This is a genomic window from Enterobacter sp. UNJFSC 003, assembly GCF_036903355.1.
Taxonomy (GTDB): Bacteria; Pseudomonadota; Gammaproteobacteria; order Enterobacterales; family Enterobacteriaceae; genus Enterobacter.
In genome coordinates this window covers 995,428-1,010,589 of the sequence record NZ_JBAKHK010000001.1, presented here as the reverse complement: position 1 = coordinate 1,010,589, position 15,162 = coordinate 995,428, and the positions used below count along the sequence as shown (strand labels likewise).

Below are 15,162 nucleotides of genomic sequence, written 5' to 3'. Positions count from 1 at the left end.
ATCCCTCCTTTTGAGTCCATACGTTTAATATTCTACGTTTAATATCAACGCACAAAGCTTTAATTGCTCAACAGGAAATTTCATGTCTACAAGAATTCTCGGGCTCGTCAAATGGTTCAAGGAAGATAAAGGTTTCGGCTTTATTTCCCCTCTTGATGGAAGCAAAGACGTTTCTGTTCACTTTTCTGCGCTGCAGGGCGATAACTTTGAAACGCTTTTTGAAGGTCAAAAAGTGGAATTTGCCATTAGAAATGGCGAGAAAGGACCTGCGGCTACGTGCGTAGTACTCTGCGATAAATAGTTCACGATCAATGCCAAATGATAAGATTCAAGCGATTTGAACCTGAATCATTTGGCAAAGAGAATAGACAGTTAGTGTTGCTGCGTTGATTTGAATAAAGAACTGCAGTACGGGCAAACAAGTTGAGCCCCTTTTTGTACACGACTGAAACTATGCTCTGAGTCTTTTGAGCAGTTTGGGCATGGGCATTTAACTAAATAATTGCGACGAGATTGTGAGTTTTTGCGTCCAGACATAGGCATCTCCAAATTTTAAGAACTGACACCATACACGTTTCACTAGATCATTGCTTGCTTTAATTTTCCTGTCATGCAAAAAAGCGTAAAAACACCGTACGGAAAATAGCCAGAAAACAAAAAAAGGTAAATTATATCACTTCACATATTCATTTTAGATGTCCATGTTGTCATGGTTCCCAGTACAGAATTTCAATCTTTGACGTTTCAGAGAACAATCCATTTGGTGCAAAGTGTATTTTCTGCAAATCAACAATGACCTATTCTGAATAGTCACTACAGAAAAGATAAAAATCAAGCTCAACACGTCTGATTTTATTCATGTTGAATGGCGTGTTGCTCGCGTTAATTACACGAAAACTTGCTTCAAAAAAAATGACAAACATAAATTGGGTGATATATGAAAAAGGTAATTGTTTTTTTCAATGGTGAACTGTCCCGGGTTATTACCGTGCTCAAAAGTATTACCTCTATACGCCAAGCATACCCTAATGGCGATGAAATAGATCTTCCCATCATGTCCGCGGGTTTTCCCTCGCTTACCGGCGATCATGGTGTGGTTTATGTTGCCACTGACAAAGAACTTACGCCGCAAGAGATATTGGTTGCGGCAAAAAACATGTAATCAATATTTAAAAACAAAAAATTAACATTATTATAAATAAAATAGTTGCCTGCTTATAGCAGGCTTTTTTACGTCAGAATTTTACGACACATTAAAAAACACATAAAAATCAATTAAATATAATGATCGCATATGCAACCCATGGATTGTCTCCGGCATGCCCCTTGGATCAATTTGTGCACTCGAAAGCCTTATAACTTCAATGGAATAGGCTCACGTCCTATACTAAGGGAATTATTATCTGAGCTCGTCGCCGTTTCACGGGTTCCACTTTTTTGCGCAATGTAAGGGTGTTGTCTTATGCAAACTATTGACGGTAATGGTGCAGTCGCGTCAGTCGCGTTCCGTACCAGCGAAGTTATCGCCATCTACCCGATCACGCCAAGTTCCACAATGGCTGAACAGGCTGATGCCTGGGCCGGCAACGGGTTAAAAAACGTCTGGGGGGATGTCCCTCGCGTGGTTGAAATGCAGTCCGAAGCCGGTGCAATTGCCGCCGTGCACGGGGCGCTGCAAACCGGCGCGCTGTCGACGTCGTTTACCTCATCGCAGGGATTGCTGCTGATGATCCCAACGCTGTATAAACTGGCCGGCCAGTTAACCCCGTTTGTCCTGCACGTTGCCGCGCGAACCGTCGCTACCCACGCCCTCTCTATTTTCGGCGATCATTCCGATGTGATGGCCGTGCGTCAAACAGGTTGCGCCATGCTGTGCGCCAGCACCGTTCAGGAAGCACAAGACTTCGCGCTGATTTCGCATATTGCGACGCTGAAGAGTCGTGTGCCGTTCATTCATTTTTTTGATGGTTTCCGCACCTCTCACGAAATCAACAAAATCGTCCCGCTGGCGGACAACACCATCCTGAATCTTCTGCCGCAGGCGGAGATCGATGCGCATCGTGCCCGCGCCCTTAATCCGGAACATCCGGTGATTCGCGGCACATCCGCCAACCCGGATACCTATTTCCAGTCCCGCGAGGCGACGAACCCGTGGTACAACGCCGTTTATGAGCATGTCGAACAGGCGATGAGCGATTTCGCTGCCGCTACCGGCCGTGAATATAAGCCCTTTGAATACTACGGTCACCCGCAGGCGGAACGCGTGATTGTACTTATGGGATCAGCCATTGGCACCTGCGAAGAGGTGGTTGACGAGTTGCTGACGCGCGGCGAAAAAGTGGGCGTGCTTAAAGTGCGTCTCTATCGTCCGTTCTCGGCCAAACATCTGCTCTCTGTCCTGCCTGACACTGCACGCACCGTTGCGGTACTCGATCGTACCAAAGAGCCGGGTGCCCTTGCAGAGCCGCTCTACCTTGACGTCATGACTGCGCTGGCAGAAGCCTTTAATAACGGCGAGCGAGAAACCCTGCCGCGCGTGATTGGCGGTCGCTACGGTTTATCCTCGAAAGAGTTCGGCCCGGATTGCGTTCTTGCCGTATTTAATGAGCTGAATACCGCAAAACCTAAGTCACGCTTTACGGTTGGGATCTATGATGATGTGACGAATCTGTCCCTGGCCCTGCCGGAAAATAGCCTGCCGTCAAAGGCCAAACTGGAAGCGCTGTTCTATGGATTAGGCAGTGACGGCAGCGTCTCGGCAACCAAGAACAACATCAAGATTATCGGTAACTCGACGCCGTGGTATGCCCAGGGGTATTTCGTCTATGACTCCAAGAAAGCGGGAGGTCTGACCGTCTCACACCTGCGCGTGAGTGAACACCCTATCCGCTCGGCGTATCTCATCTCGAAGGCTGATTTTGTCGGCTGTCACCAGCTGCAGTTTATCGACAAATATCAGATGGCAGAGCGCCTGAAACCCGGCGGTATCTTTCTGATCAATACTCCTTACAGCGTAGATGAGGTCTGGTCGCGTCTGCCGCAGGAAGTGCAGGCGGTGCTGAACCAGAAAAAAGCGCGCCTCTTCGTCATCAACGCCGCAAAGATTGCCCGCGAATGCGGCCTCGCCGCGCGTATCAACACCGTTATGCAGATGGCCTTCTTCCATCTGACCAATATCTTACCGGGTGACAGCGCGTTCGTTGAACTGCAGGGTGCGATTGCCAAAAGCTATAGTAGCAAAGGGCAGGAGCTGGTTGAGCGTAACTGGCAGGCGCTGGCGCTGGCTCGCGAATTGCTGTTTGAGGTGCCGCTGCAGCCTGTAAATGCCAGCAGCCCGAACAGACCGCCAGTGGTATCCGATGCAGCTCCAGATTTCGTGAAGACCGTTACGGCGGCGATGCTGGCCGGACTGGGCGATGCCCTCCCCGTCTCCGCGCTGCCGCCGGACGGAACTTGGCCGATGGGCACGACCCGCTGGGAAAAACGCAATATTGCCGAAGAGATCCCTATCTGGAAAGAAGAGCTGTGTACTCAGTGCAACCACTGCGTGGCGGCCTGCCCGCATTCGGCTATTCGTGCCAAGGTCGTTTCGCCGGAGGAGATGGAATCCGCCCCGTCCAGCCTGCATTCTTTGGACGTCAAATCCCGTGATATGCGCGGGCAGAAGTACGTTTTGCAGGTGGCACCTGAAGATTGCACCGGCTGTAATCTGTGCGTTGAGGTTTGCCCGGCGAAAGATCGTCAGAACCCGGAAATTAAAGCCATCAATATGATGTCGCGTCTCGATCACGTGGAAGAAGAGAAAGTGAATTATGACTTCTTCCTTAACCTGCCTGAAATCGATCGCAGCAAGCTGGAACGTATTGATATTCGTACTTCGCAGCTGATCACGCCGCTGTTTGAATACTCTGGCGCCTGCTCAGGCTGCGGTGAAACACCGTATATCAAACTGCTGACGCAGCTTTATGGCGACAGAATGCTCATTGCCAACGCCACCGGCTGCTCATCCATTTACGGCGGTAACTTGCCTTCTACGCCGTATACCACTGATGCCAACGGTCGTGGTCCGGCATGGGCGAACTCCTTGTTTGAGGATAACGCCGAATTCGGTCTGGGCTTCCGCCTGACCGTTGACCAGCACCGCGCGCGCGTTATGCGCCTGCTGGAAAAGTTTGCCGATAAAATCCCCACCGAGCTGAACGACGCGCTTCACGCGGAGGCCATGCCCGAGATTCGCCGCGAGCAGGTAGCAGAACTGCGTCAGGCGTTGCAGGGCGTGGAAGGTGCAGAACAACTGCTGACCGATGCTGACGCTCTGGTCGATAAATCAATTTGGCTGATTGGCGGTGACGGCTGGGCATACGACATTGGATTCGGTGGGCTGGATCACGTGCTGAGCCTGACCGAGAATGTCAACATCCTGGTTCTGGATACCCAGTGTTATTCCAATACCGGCGGACAGGCTTCCAAAGCAACGCCGTTAGGCGCCGTTACCAAATTTGGCGAACATGGCAAGCGCAAGGCGCGTAAAGATCTTGGCGTGAGCATGATGATGTACGGCCACGTTTACGTCGCGCAAATCTCTCTGGGCGCACAGCTTAACCAGACGGTGAAGGCGATTCAGGAAGCGGAGGCCTACCCTGGCCCGTCCCTTATCATCGCCTACAGCCCGTGCGAGGAACATGGCTACGATCTGGCGCTGAGTCATGACCAGATGCGTCAGCTGACGGCAACCGGCTTCTGGCCGCTGTATCGCTTCGACCCTCGCCGTGCAGATGAAGGCAAATTGCCGTTAGCGCTGGATTCCCGTCCGCCGTCAGATGCCCTTGCCGAGACGTTAATGCAGGAGCAACGCTTCCGTCGTCTGAATGCGCAGCAGCCTGAAGTGGCAGAGCAGTTGTGGAAAGATGCCGCGGCCGATCTGCAAAAACGTTATGACTTCCTGGCGCAGATGGCCGGAAAAGCGGAAAAATCGACCAGCGAATAATAGTTCTGCCCGGCTTGTCCGGGCATTTTTTTGCCATAAAAAAAGCCCGATGCATCCGCAACGGGCAATCCACATAATCAACGAATCTCTATTTATCTATATACAGAACATTCATGTGAGTTATGGATGAAAAATCTTAAAGGCATATAACGCCGCACACATTACCTTATTCAACGCATGATTAATAATTTTAATTTATTATGATTAGCGTTAATTCATTCATCGAACGAATCATCATTTCTGCCGAATAATTCGGTTTAGATTTTACTTAGTTCGTAACAATTATATTTTACAAGTCTTTCATCCGCGTGATTTAGCATGTGACATCTTTCCAATCCGGAAAGTTCAACACGTAATTAAATAAAAACAACTGCAAAGGAATATCACAATGCAAAGAAAAGTACTGGCTCTGATGATTCCAGCTCTGTTAATGGCTGGCGCTGCACATGCTGCGGAAATTTATAATAAAGACGGCAATAAATTAGATCTGTATGGAAAGGTAGATGGTCTGCACTACTTCTCCGATGATAAAGGTGCTGATGGCGATCAGACCTACATGCGTCTGGGTTTCAAAGGTGAAACCCAGATCAACGACATGATGTCCGGCTATGCGCAGTGGGAATACAATATTCAGGCGAACAATACGGAGAACTCGGACAACCAGTCCTGGACTCGTCTGGCTTTCGCTGGTGTGAAGGTGGGTGACTACGGCTCGTTTGATTATGGTCGTAACTACGGCGTACTGTATGACGTGGAAGGCTGGACCGATATGCTGCCAGAGTTTGGTGGCGACGCCTACTCCAAAGCGGATAATTTCATGACCGGGCGTGCCAATGGCGTGGCGACCTACCGTAATACCGACTTCTACGGGCTGGTACAGGGCCTGAATTTTGCCCTGCAGTACCAGGGTAAAAACGAAGATGCCAGCAATAACCAGGAAGGAACCAACAACGGCCGTGATACGCGCCATGAGAACGGTGACGGCTTCGGTATCTCTACCACCTATGACTTCGGTATGGGTATCAGCGCGGGCGCGGCCTATGCCTCATCCGATCGTACCAATGACCAGGTTATCAATACCACTGCCGGCGGCGATAAAGCAGATGCATGGACTGCGGGCCTGAAATACGACGCTAACAATATCTACCTGGCGGCAATGTATTCTGAAACGCGCAATATGACTCCATACGGTGACAACGAACACGCGGTTGCTAATAAAACTCAAAACGTTGAAGTCACCGCGCAGTACCAGTTCGACTTCGGTTTGCGTCCGGCGATTTCTTACCTGCAATCGAAAGGCAAAGATCTGGGCAACGGCCAGGGCGATCAGGATCTGGTTAAATATGCTGACGTTGGCGCTACCTATTATTTCAACAAAAACATGTCCACCTATGTTGATTATAAAATCAACCTGCTGGACGAAGATGATGCGTTCTACAAAAACAACGGTATCGGCACTGACGATATCGTAGCGTTAGGCCTGGTCTATCAGTTCTAATGGTTCTGGCCCGCAGAGTATTGCGGGCCGTTTAAATAACACAGGTCATAATACTTTCAACTTGCATCACTGAAGCCTCCTGTAAGATGATGAGACGCATGTATTACGTGGTAAGAGGCGCATCTTTATGGTCCATCATCCTGTTAAATCATCCCGCATTGCCTCTGTCGCTTATGACGAACAAAGCGCCACGCTTGAAATCTGCTTTCGTGATCGTTCAAGACTGCAATACCAGCCTGTTCCTGCCCGCGTTTTTTCTGATTTTTTGAGCGTTGTCTCAAAAGGCCGTTTTTATGATGGGGTTGTTAAGGGCAAGTTTAAGGAAATCAGGATAGAGTAAGCGTTCGTTTTGACAAAATAAGGATATTTTGCGTGTTCACTCGCATTTCACTCACTCTGCTCGCCCTTCTGGGTTGTGCCTGGATAGCGCTTATCTTCGACTTCGGCGGCGTTGTTCGTCATTTGGGCGAACTGTTATCCGTGCTCGATGCACATTAAGCCCCTGCAAGGCTACGGACCTGACATGCAGCAGTAGAGTAATGGTCCATACATGATGAGTTCATCCATCTTTTACACCCCTTTTCTCACCAACTCAGCAGCCTTAACGAAAACCTCATCTTCTACGCCATCGCCCTTCTGCCTTCCCAGTCGGACCAGTTCATTGACAATACTCTCGCGATCGATCGGTGTCTGTTGAGAAACCAGCCCAATGACGGCGGCACCAATGGCCAACCCGACTAACCCAGTTTGTTCGTCTTTATTCTTCATACGTGCGCTCCCTTGTACAACAAAAAAGCGTAGCAGGAATATGCTAAAACGCAGCGAGTCACGTGCATTCGTCACCTAAACAGAAATGAAATGTTTATAAATTTAAAATCTCGGTGCCATACCATTCTGCGAATAATCATAGCGAGTGAATCGTGCCTGGCATGTTCACCCGTGTGAATATCAATATTATTTGGCTAACGCTTCAAGTCCGACTCTTTGCCCGTATGACAGCTCTAACGTATTACCGTCAGGATCAGCGATAAACACAAAATAACCGACAGGATCGCCTGCCTGTACCGGCTCTTTTCGCAATACGCCTTCTAAACGCGCCATCTCAACTTTTTTGTCTATCTCTTCAGCGCTTGCGCACGCTACCCCGAGATGACCAAAATTACCGAGAGGCGTATCAGTGACCTTATCGACTTGTACGAGCACAAGAGCAAATGGACGAGTGCGGTCGCTTAACCATGCGACTTTTCGCGCCTCAGGAAGATTAGGCTCACGACGGTGGATAACGTCCATCCCAGCATAGCGATGATAGAAAGCGATGCTGTTATCCAAATCGCTCACAACAAACGCAACGTGCGTAAAACCAACATCTACCTCTTTCATGAGCCACATTCCACTTTTGATGACAGAGCAGCCATCTTAAAAGCTCAAGTTAACTTAGGGTCAAGAGGTAGCGTGCATTACTCCTGCTCCGGCTCACACCAGGCATGCATTAGCTGCTGCAGGATAGAGTAAAGCCCCGACACGATGAGAAAGCAGGATAGAACGGTCACCACGACAATAGACATCAGAAACTCCATGTAATCAGATTTGCTTCTTCGAAATCTTAAAAGGTATTTGTCATTTGTCACTGCTCGTCGAAATTTTTCTTCTAATTCGCGAGTACCGCATTGAACAGTTTGGGCACCGAGTGGGACTCTGGTGTAAAACGTGCTGGTATTCGTCGCTGCAATCCGTACCATACACGGCACACTTTCGCATGTTGGTTATTATCGGCAGGCGCTAACCCGTCTTTTATCGCCAATCGGATGGGGCACGAAAATGCGCAGAGGGTGTATGAAATCTATGCTAGATGGATAGACGAAATGAACCGCGAACAGGTGACAATGCACAATACGAAGCGGGTGCTTTGAAATCGTTTTGTCCCCCTGGTGCCCCATTTGAGATTTGAGTAAAGCATAAATGCAACAGAATCAAGATATTACAAAGAAAGAACAATACAACCTGAATAAACTGCAAAAGCGACTGCGCCGCAACGTGGGCGAAGCCATTGCAGACTTCAACATGATTGAAGAAGGCGACCGCATCATGGTTTGCCTGTCAGGGGGTAAAGACAGCTATACCATGCTGGAGATCCTGCGTAATCTTCAGCAAAGCGCACCGGTGAATTTTTCCCTGGTGGCGGTCAACCTTGACCAGAAACAGCCGGGCTTCCCTGAGCATATTCTGCCGGAATATCTCGATAAGCTGGGCGTTGAGTACAAAATTGTCGAAGAAAATACCTATGGGATTGTGAAAGAGAAGATCCCAGAAGGGAAAACAACCTGCTCCCTCTGCTCCCGTCTGCGCCGTGGCATTCTCTATCGCACAGCAACGGAGCTGGGCGCGACCAAAATTGCGCTGGGCCATCACCGCGACGATATCCTGCAAACGCTGTTTCTGAACATGTTCTATGGCGGTAAAATGAAGGGTATGCCGCCTAAGCTGATGAGCGATGACGGTAAACATATCGTGATCCGCCCTCTTGCCTATTGCCGTGAGAAAGACATCGAGCGTTTCTCTCAGGCGAAAGAATTCCCAATCATTCCATGCAACCTGTGCGGTTCTCAGCCGAATCTGCAGCGTCAGGTCATTGGAGACATGCTGCGCGACTGGGATAAACGTTATCCAGGCCGCATTGAAACCATGTTCAGCGCGATGCAGAACGTGGTGCCTTCGCACATGGCAGACATCGAACTTTTCGACTTTAAGGGCATTAACCACGATTCTGAAGTGGTGAATGGCGGCGATCTGGCGTTTGACCGTGAAGAGATCCCAATGCAGCCTGCAGGCTGGCAACCGGAAGAAGATGACACCCCGTTCGAAGAACTGCGTCTGAATGTCGTTGAAGTGAAATAACCAAAAAGCGTCTCAGGTATGGCTTCTGAGACGCTTTATTTTCTACTTAAGTAGGCGAACGCGACAGGTCTTCCCTTTAATTTTTCCGTTTTGCAGCTGCTTCCAGGCTTTTTGCGCTACCGACTGGCGAACCGCCACGTAAACATGTGCTGGATGCACTGCAATCTTGCCAATATCAGCGCCGTCCAGACCAATATCTCCCGTCAGTGCCCCTAATACGTCACCTGGACGCATCTTGGCTTTTTTGCCCCCATCAATACACAGCGTCGCCATTTCGGCGTCCAGCGGAACAATGCTGACATTACCGGATGCAGTCATCCAGTTCAGCTTCATCTGCAGCATTTCTGAGAGAATATTGGCGCGCTGCGCTTCTTCTGGCGCGCATAAGCTAATGGCGAGGCCACTGTTTCCCGCACGCGCAGTACGGCCGATGCGGTGTACGTGTACCTCAGGGTCCCACGCCAGCTCAAAGTTAACCACCAGTTCCAGGGATTTAATATCCAGACCACGTGCCGCCACATCCGTCGCAACCAGCACGCGCGCGCTACCGTTAGCAAAACGCACCAGCGTCTGGTCGCGATCGCGCTGTTCCAGGTCGCCGTGTAATGACAGGGCGCTCTGCCCTGCGGCATTCAGCGCATCGCACACCGACTGGCAATCCTTTTTGGTATTACAAAACACCACGCACGACGCTGGCTTATGCTGGCTGAGCAACTTCTGCAGAAGCGGGATTTTTCCCTGCTGTGAGGTTTCAAAGAATTGCTGCTCGATGGCAGGTAACGCATCGACGCTGTCGATTTCAATGGTGAGCGGATCTTTCTGCACGCGACCGCTGATTGCGGCAATGGCTTCAGGCCAGGTTGCAGAGAACAGCAGCGTCTGGCGATCTGGCGGCGCGAAGCGGATAACGTCGTCAATGGCGTCGCTAAAGCCCATGTCCAACATACGATCGGCTTCGTCCATCACCAGCGTTCGCAGCGCATCCAGTGAAACGGTGCCTTTTTGCAGGTGATCCAGAAGACGTCCCGGCGTCGCGACAATGATATGTGGCGCATGCTGCAGGGAATCACGCTGCGCGCCGAAAGGTTGTCCGCCGCAGAGGGTTAAAATTTTGGTGTTAGGCAGAAAACGCGCCAAACGACGCAATTCACCCGCGACCTGATCCGCCAGCTCACGAGTGGGACACAGCACCAGAGACTGGGTTTTAAACAGCGCAGCATCAATATGCTGTAACACTCCAAGACCAAATGCCGCCGTTTTTCCACTGCCTGTTTTCGCCTGTACGCGCACATCGCGACCTTCAAGAATGGCTGGCAGTGCAGCGGCCTGAACAGGCGTCATAGAGAGGTATCCCAACTCGTTGAGATTATCGAGTTGGGCGGCGGGAAGAACATTCAGAGTAGAAAAAGCGGTCACAATAGTCTCTCGTGGTCATCTTTGCAGACAGATGGCGCGTATCCTCGCAGATCTCGGGGTTTGATGCGACATTTTAATCGGTTCTTCATCTGGCGGTGGGTCGGGCATCGGCTGCGGACGCGGTATCGGATCGGGCATCGGGGCAGGATCGTTGGGAACCGGGCCCGTTGGAATTGAAAGCGAGAGTTGCAGACTTAGCAGGATGGTCATTTTTCCCTCCAGGTTTGGGCGTTCTCCTTTTAGGGTAGACGCTGAGGAACGAGAGGCAAAAAAAAAGCCGACTAATAAGTCGGCGTCGTACGAATCAATTGTGCTATGCAGTAATTCAAAAAAGGAAGTAAGACAATATGGAGCGCAACGCCCATCGCTTGACGTTGCATTCACCTGCGGGACTAATATTGCACCTTACGTGGTAAGTGTTTATTGACTTCGCTCAATTAAAATGACGTTTTGAAGCACTGAGCAAGTCGAAAAAACGAAAATTTACAACCATTTACTGCGATGCAACCACCATGCAACACCCCCAATCAAAACCACTAACATGACGCAAAATGCGGTAAAGCCATAATGGTATGCGCCACCGGGGATCCCGCCCAGGTTTACGCCAAACAGCCCGGTCAAAAACGTGCTCGGTAAGAACACCATCGCCATCAGCGACATCGTATAGGTTCTTCTCGCCAGCGATTCTTGCATCACCTGCGCGATCTCGTCTGCCATGACCGCCGTTCTGGCGATACAAGAGTCAATTTCATCCAGACCCCGTCCCAGTCGGTCGGCGATATCCTGCATTCTGCGGCGCTGATCGTCATTCATCCAGCTCAACCGTTCGCTCGCCAGACGGGCATACACGTCACGCTGCGGCGTCATGTAACGGCGCATCACAATCAGCTGTTTACGCACCAGTGCCAGAAAGCCGCGCGGCGGAATTTGCTGATCGAGCAGGTTATCTTCGAGATCGATAATTTTATCGTGCAGCTCTTCGATAAATTCACTTGCGTGATCGGTAAGCGCATCACACACGTCCACCAGCCAGCCACCGCAGTCTGTCGGACCTGTGCCCTCTTTCAAATCATTGACGACATCATCCAGCGCCAGCACTTTACGCTGACGGGTAGAGACAATAAGCCCGTCATCCATGTAAACACGCATTGCAACCAGCTGATCGGGGCGTTCATCCGTGCTGCCATTAATGCAGCGCAGCGTGATAAGCGTCCCATCCCCCATTCTGCTGACCCGCGGCCGCAAACTTTCTCCCGCCAGTGCATCACGCACGTTATTCGGTAAAAGTGGCGTTGAAGCCAGCCAGTCTGCGCTGTCAGGATGCGTGTAGTTCAGGTGCAACCAGCACGGATGCTCGCGATCGATCTCATCGCTATCTTCCAGAGGCCTCGCCCCGCCGCGACCATCGAACATCCACGCAAACACTGCGTCTGGAACGTTAAGTTCAGATCCTTTAATGCTTTCCACAACGCCTCCACCATTTAAGCTCTTTCGTTGTCAGTCTAGCTTTCGGCAAAGGTTAAGCAACCTATATGTTTTGCATCGCGCTGAATTAGTTCGGGAAATGGTCGTTTTCCCGAATCTTCCGGTGGACAGGTGCAGGCAATTCGATAAAGTTAACAAAATGCTATTAATTTGATCTAGATGTACGCAGAGGTAACTGCATGACCATAAAAAAGCGCTATGCCGCATTCGAGTCGCGACTGGCTGAAATGCGAGCCGTTGCGATCAAAACCAGCATGACCTGGTTTCTGTGGGTAAATATTCTGTTTTCATTATTTATACTGGGACGCCGCTATTTTTCACCAGCTGAGGCATTGGCCCCGTCACTTCACCCGGCAGGGGTGCTGGAGACGATGGTTGTTATCAATCTTCTGCTCTCCTCTGGTGTGCTATTTATCCTTCGCATGGCACCGCTTTCACAGGCATCATGGCTAAGAACGCTCTCTAAGAGCATCGCTTTTGTACTAAGCCTTTGCTGGTCAGTCTGTTTTTATGTCCTTATTTCCAGCGAAGACGTGCGGATTATTTTTCCCTTTGCCGCACTGCTTCTCTTTACCGCGCTGATATCGCTCTATTTCGATCCTAAGGTGCTACTGAGTTTTATCGTGCCGGTGTGGATAACCATTTTGATCACTACTCTATTTCACCGCACTACGCTCACCGTTTTGAATGCGCTTCAGTGGGTACTGCTGGCAGGATTACTTGAATCAGGCAGACGTATATTGAACGGCTGGTTTCTCCTTGCCTTACGTCGCGAACAGGAAAACGCCGATCTCATCCAGCAGCTGGCGCAGTTGGCAAGCAAAGATCCCCTGACCGGCATAGCAAACCGGCGGGCATTTGAAGAAAGGATGGACCAGGAGATAGTCAACCACCAGCGCGATGGGACAGGTTTTGGTTTGATTATGGTCGATGTCGATCATTTCAAACTTTACAACGACTATTATGGGCATCAGAACGGTGACCGGTGTTTGATAACGATCTCCAGAACGCTTGAGGAGGCCACCCGCGAAAATGCCGGCGTCGTGGGTCGATTTGGCGGTGAGGAGTTTGTAATACTGTTACCCGATGCCGATATTGACGCGCTCAAGCGCAGTGCGGAAAGCATCACCGACGCGTTAAAGCGTCAGGCCTTGCCTCACGCGAGGTCCCCTGTCAACGATCGGGTTACCGTTAGTCAGGGCTTGGCTACCTGGAAAGCGGGGCAGACAGCGCCTTCTGTGATTGCGAGGGCCGATAAAGCCCTGTACAGAGCAAAACAGCAGGGGCGAAATCAGTGGATGGTGGAACAATAAAAAAAAGCCTGCCAGGCAGGCTTTTATCGTTAGAGTGAGTGTCCTGCTCGTGGCGTAAACAGAGGCGAACGTTGATTCAGCCCTAACGGTCCACCAGAGAGATGTTCATTATCCAGCCGGAAGTTGCGCGTCCGGGCTTGCAGTTCAATGACCTGATTTCGGAGCACATCTGATGAGCCGTTAAGCTCTTCAACCATAGACACGTTGCTCTGCGTCACGCGTTCCAGCTCTGACAATGCCTGAGTGATCTGCGAAATCCCCTTCTCCTGCTCAGAGGTCGACGCGGAGATATCGTCCATCAACCGGCTGACATTGCTCGAACCGGCCACGATCTCGTGCATATTTTTTTCGGCTTCCGAGACGACGTTAGCGCCCTGGGTCACGTTATTGCTGGTCACTTCAATCAGGGATTTGATATTTTTCGCCGCCTCGGCGCTACGATGCGCCAGACTTCGGACCTCTCCCGCCACGACAGAGAACCCTTTACCATGATCGCCGGCTCTTGCTGCCTCTACGGCCGCGTTCAGCGCCAGAATATTGGTCTGGAAAGCGATGCCATCAATGAGGGAGATGATTTCCGTCATTTGCTGAGCACACTCGGTAATGGATTGCATGTTGTTGGCAACCAGCCCCATCAGCTCGCCGCCCTTACGCGCCTGAAGGGTCGCGACATTCGCTTGTTCACTGGCTAAGCGAGTATTGTCGGCGTTATTTTTTGTGCTCGCTGCCATCTGTTCCATACTGGCAGCCGTTTGAATCAGTGACGCCGACTGCTGTTCTGTTTTGACCGAGAGCTGCTCGCTGCGGGACGAGAGCTGATCCGATAAGGTCATGGCGGTCTGGGACGATGCGCGAATCTCACGAACCAGCGTCGCGATATTGCTGGATAAGCTATTAATGCCCGGGATCAATCGCCCCGCGCAGTTATTGCCAAATTCAGGAATCGACACGCCAAGATTGCCTGACGTCACCTCTTCAATACTTTTTTTCACAGTATTGATCGGTGTCACAAGATATTTTGTCATGTACGCCCACAGTAAAAACAATGCGCTGAATTGAATAATATTTATTGCAATAAAAAGTGAAACATTACCTGAGAATAACGCAATCACTCCATCATTTACCAAAAAAGCAGCCAGAAGAAAATAGATAATAAAGGTCCTAACACTAATATTTCTTAGCATGAGTTTTCCTACAACTTTATATTTTTGTCGGCATTAACTTTTATAGCATTGCTGAGCCACTTTTTCCTCAAGAACTACGCTGGTTTGACGTTTCGCAGCTTGATTGCGTGGATTTAACTTAAGTAAGAATAAAAAAATGTAATAGTGGAAATGTTTTTCACATCATCCCGTCACGCTGGTTTACGCCATACTTAAGCGATACCATCTTCTTTCGTGACGCAATATGACTGGCGAGTATTTAAGAAGCATTGCTGTAGGAATACGTTATTGTTAAGCGGTGCTACAAAGGTTAATTTAGGTAATATATTTTATATTCTTAAATAACCGATTATTTCTCATTGAATGGGTCATTTTTCGTGATGGCTAACTAATATAGTTTGAACG

15 protein-coding genes and 1 pseudogene are annotated in these 15,162 nt (G+C 50.0%); 10 read left to right on the top strand and 6 right to left on the bottom strand.

Annotated features, from left to right (window positions below; genetic code table 11):
* Window positions 1-82: 82 nt before the first annotated feature.
* The gene (locus tag V5P19_RS04715; RefSeq protein ID WP_334400585.1) at window positions 83-301 is read left to right on the top strand and encodes a cold shock domain-containing protein; all 219 of its coding nucleotides are present in this window, start codon (window positions 83-85) and stop codon (window positions 299-301) included.
* 71 nt (window positions 302-372) lie between these two features.
* On the opposite strand, the gene V5P19_RS04710 is transcribed toward V5P19_RS04715, so the two are convergent.
* On the bottom strand, window positions 373-537 hold the full coding sequence (locus V5P19_RS04710; RefSeq protein ID WP_334400583.1) for a YnfU family zinc-binding protein: 165 nt from the start codon (window positions 535-537) through the stop codon (window positions 373-375).
* Between the two features lie 135 nt (window positions 538-672).
* Between V5P19_RS04710 and V5P19_RS04705 the strand changes: the two genes are divergently transcribed.
* The 6 genes from V5P19_RS04705 (at window position 673) to V5P19_RS04680 (ending at window position 6,983) form a co-directional block, all read left to right on the top strand.
* Window positions 673-810 carry a hypothetical protein gene (locus V5P19_RS04705; protein ID WP_334401150.1) on the top strand — a complete coding sequence of 46 codons (138 nt, stop codon included), beginning with the start codon at window positions 673-675 and terminating at the stop codon, window positions 808-810.
* Between the two features lie 127 nt (window positions 811-937).
* Window positions 938-1,162 (top strand): hypothetical protein, encoded by a 225-nt coding sequence (locus tag V5P19_RS04700; protein ID WP_334400582.1) that lies wholly within the window; start codon window positions 938-940, stop codon window positions 1,160-1,162.
* 300 nt (window positions 1,163-1,462) lie between these two features.
* On the top strand, window positions 1,463-4,987 hold the full coding sequence (nifJ, locus tag V5P19_RS04695) for a pyruvate:ferredoxin (flavodoxin) oxidoreductase (RefSeq protein ID WP_334400580.1): 3,525 nt from the start codon (window positions 1,463-1,465) through the stop codon (window positions 4,985-4,987).
* A gap of 388 nt (window positions 4,988-5,375) precedes the next feature.
* A complete protein-coding gene (gene ompC, locus V5P19_RS04690; protein ID WP_334400578.1) occupies window positions 5,376-6,485 on the top strand; it encodes a porin OmpC in 1,110 nt (369 codons plus the stop codon).
* Between the two features lie 127 nt (window positions 6,486-6,612).
* Window positions 6,613-6,825: a KTSC domain-containing protein gene (locus V5P19_RS04685; protein WP_334400576.1), complete on the top strand. Its 213-nt coding sequence runs from the start codon at window positions 6,613-6,615 to the stop codon at window positions 6,823-6,825.
* A gap of 32 nt (window positions 6,826-6,857) precedes the next feature.
* Window positions 6,858-6,983: a hypothetical protein gene (locus V5P19_RS04680; RefSeq protein ID WP_334400574.1), complete on the top strand. Its 126-nt coding sequence runs from the start codon at window positions 6,858-6,860 to the stop codon at window positions 6,981-6,983.
* A 72-nt stretch (window positions 6,984-7,055) separates the two neighbouring features.
* Here the strand turns inward: V5P19_RS04680 and V5P19_RS04675 are convergent, their stop codons facing one another.
* A complete protein-coding gene (locus V5P19_RS04675; protein ID WP_334400572.1) occupies window positions 7,056-7,253 on the bottom strand; it encodes a hypothetical protein in 198 nt (65 codons plus the stop codon).
* Between the two features lie 186 nt (window positions 7,254-7,439).
* Window positions 7,440-7,865, bottom strand: coding sequence for a VOC family protein (locus tag V5P19_RS04670; protein WP_334400570.1), 426 nt, complete (start codon window positions 7,863-7,865; stop codon window positions 7,440-7,442).
* Window positions 7,866-8,149: 284 nt separating this feature from the next.
* Here V5P19_RS04670 and V5P19_RS04665 point away from each other — a divergent pair.
* Both V5P19_RS04665 and ttcA read left to right on the top strand, forming a co-directional pair.
* Window positions 8,150-8,395 (top strand): annotated as a pseudogene (locus tag V5P19_RS04665) (tyrosine-type recombinase/integrase); the annotation flags it as partial.
* Between the two features lie 49 nt (window positions 8,396-8,444).
* A complete protein-coding gene (gene ttcA / locus V5P19_RS04660) occupies window positions 8,445-9,380 on the top strand; it encodes a tRNA 2-thiocytidine(32) synthetase TtcA (RefSeq protein WP_334400568.1) in 936 nt (311 codons plus the stop codon).
* Window positions 9,381-9,422: 42 nt separating this feature from the next.
* Here ttcA and dbpA read toward each other — a convergent pair whose 3' ends face one another.
* Window positions 9,423-10,796 carry an ATP-dependent RNA helicase DbpA gene (dbpA, locus tag V5P19_RS04655; protein ID WP_334400566.1) on the bottom strand — a complete coding sequence of 458 codons (1,374 nt, stop codon included), beginning with the start codon at window positions 10,794-10,796 and terminating at the stop codon, window positions 9,423-9,425.
* 483 nt (window positions 10,797-11,279) lie between these two features.
* The gene (gene zntB, locus V5P19_RS04650) at window positions 11,280-12,263 is read right to left on the bottom strand and encodes a zinc transporter ZntB (protein WP_334400564.1); all 984 of its coding nucleotides are present in this window, start codon (window positions 12,261-12,263) and stop codon (window positions 11,280-11,282) included.
* 197 nt (window positions 12,264-12,460) lie between these two features.
* On the opposite strand from zntB, the gene V5P19_RS04645 reads away from it, so the two are divergent.
* Window positions 12,461-13,594: a membrane-associated sensor domain-containing protein gene (locus tag V5P19_RS04645; RefSeq protein WP_334400562.1), complete on the top strand. Its 1,134-nt coding sequence runs from the start codon at window positions 12,461-12,463 to the stop codon at window positions 13,592-13,594.
* 29 nt (window positions 13,595-13,623) lie between these two features.
* On the opposite strand, the gene V5P19_RS04640 is transcribed toward V5P19_RS04645, so the two are convergent.
* Window positions 13,624-14,778 carry a methyl-accepting chemotaxis protein gene (locus V5P19_RS04640; RefSeq protein WP_334400560.1) on the bottom strand — a complete coding sequence of 385 codons (1,155 nt, stop codon included), beginning with the start codon at window positions 14,776-14,778 and terminating at the stop codon, window positions 13,624-13,626.
* Window positions 14,779-15,162: the final 384 nt, after the last annotated feature.

What these genes read in the sequence shown, in the direction of transcription:
- V5P19_RS04710 (WP_334400583.1), bottom strand. Translation starts at nt 537, where the DNA reads ATGTCTGGACGCAAAAACTCACAATCTCGTCGCAATTATTTAGTTAAA.
- ompC (WP_334400578.1), top strand. Translation starts at nt 5,376, where the DNA reads ATGCAAAGAAAAGTACTGGCTCTGATGATTCCAGCTCTGTTAATGGCT.
- V5P19_RS04645 (WP_334400562.1), top strand. Translation starts at nt 12,461, where the DNA reads ATGACCATAAAAAAGCGCTATGCCGCATTCGAGTCGCGACTGGCTGAA.
- V5P19_RS04700 (WP_334400582.1), top strand. Translation starts at nt 938, where the DNA reads ATGAAAAAGGTAATTGTTTTTTTCAATGGTGAACTGTCCCGGGTTATT.
- V5P19_RS04640 (WP_334400560.1), bottom strand. Translation starts at nt 14,778, where the DNA reads ATGCTAAGAAATATTAGTGTTAGGACCTTTATTATCTATTTTCTTCTG.
- V5P19_RS04670 (WP_334400570.1), bottom strand. Translation starts at nt 7,865, where the DNA reads ATGAAAGAGGTAGATGTTGGTTTTACGCACGTTGCGTTTGTTGTGAGC.
- V5P19_RS04675 (WP_334400572.1), bottom strand. Translation starts at nt 7,253, where the DNA reads ATGAAGAATAAAGACGAACAAACTGGGTTAGTCGGGTTGGCCATTGGT.
- ttcA (WP_334400568.1), top strand. Translation starts at nt 8,445, where the DNA reads ATGCAACAGAATCAAGATATTACAAAGAAAGAACAATACAACCTGAAT.
- V5P19_RS04685 (WP_334400576.1), top strand. Translation starts at nt 6,613, where the DNA reads ATGGTCCATCATCCTGTTAAATCATCCCGCATTGCCTCTGTCGCTTAT.
- nifJ (WP_334400580.1), top strand. Translation starts at nt 1,463, where the DNA reads ATGCAAACTATTGACGGTAATGGTGCAGTCGCGTCAGTCGCGTTCCGT.
- V5P19_RS04715 (WP_334400585.1), top strand. Translation starts at nt 83, where the DNA reads ATGTCTACAAGAATTCTCGGGCTCGTCAAATGGTTCAAGGAAGATAAA.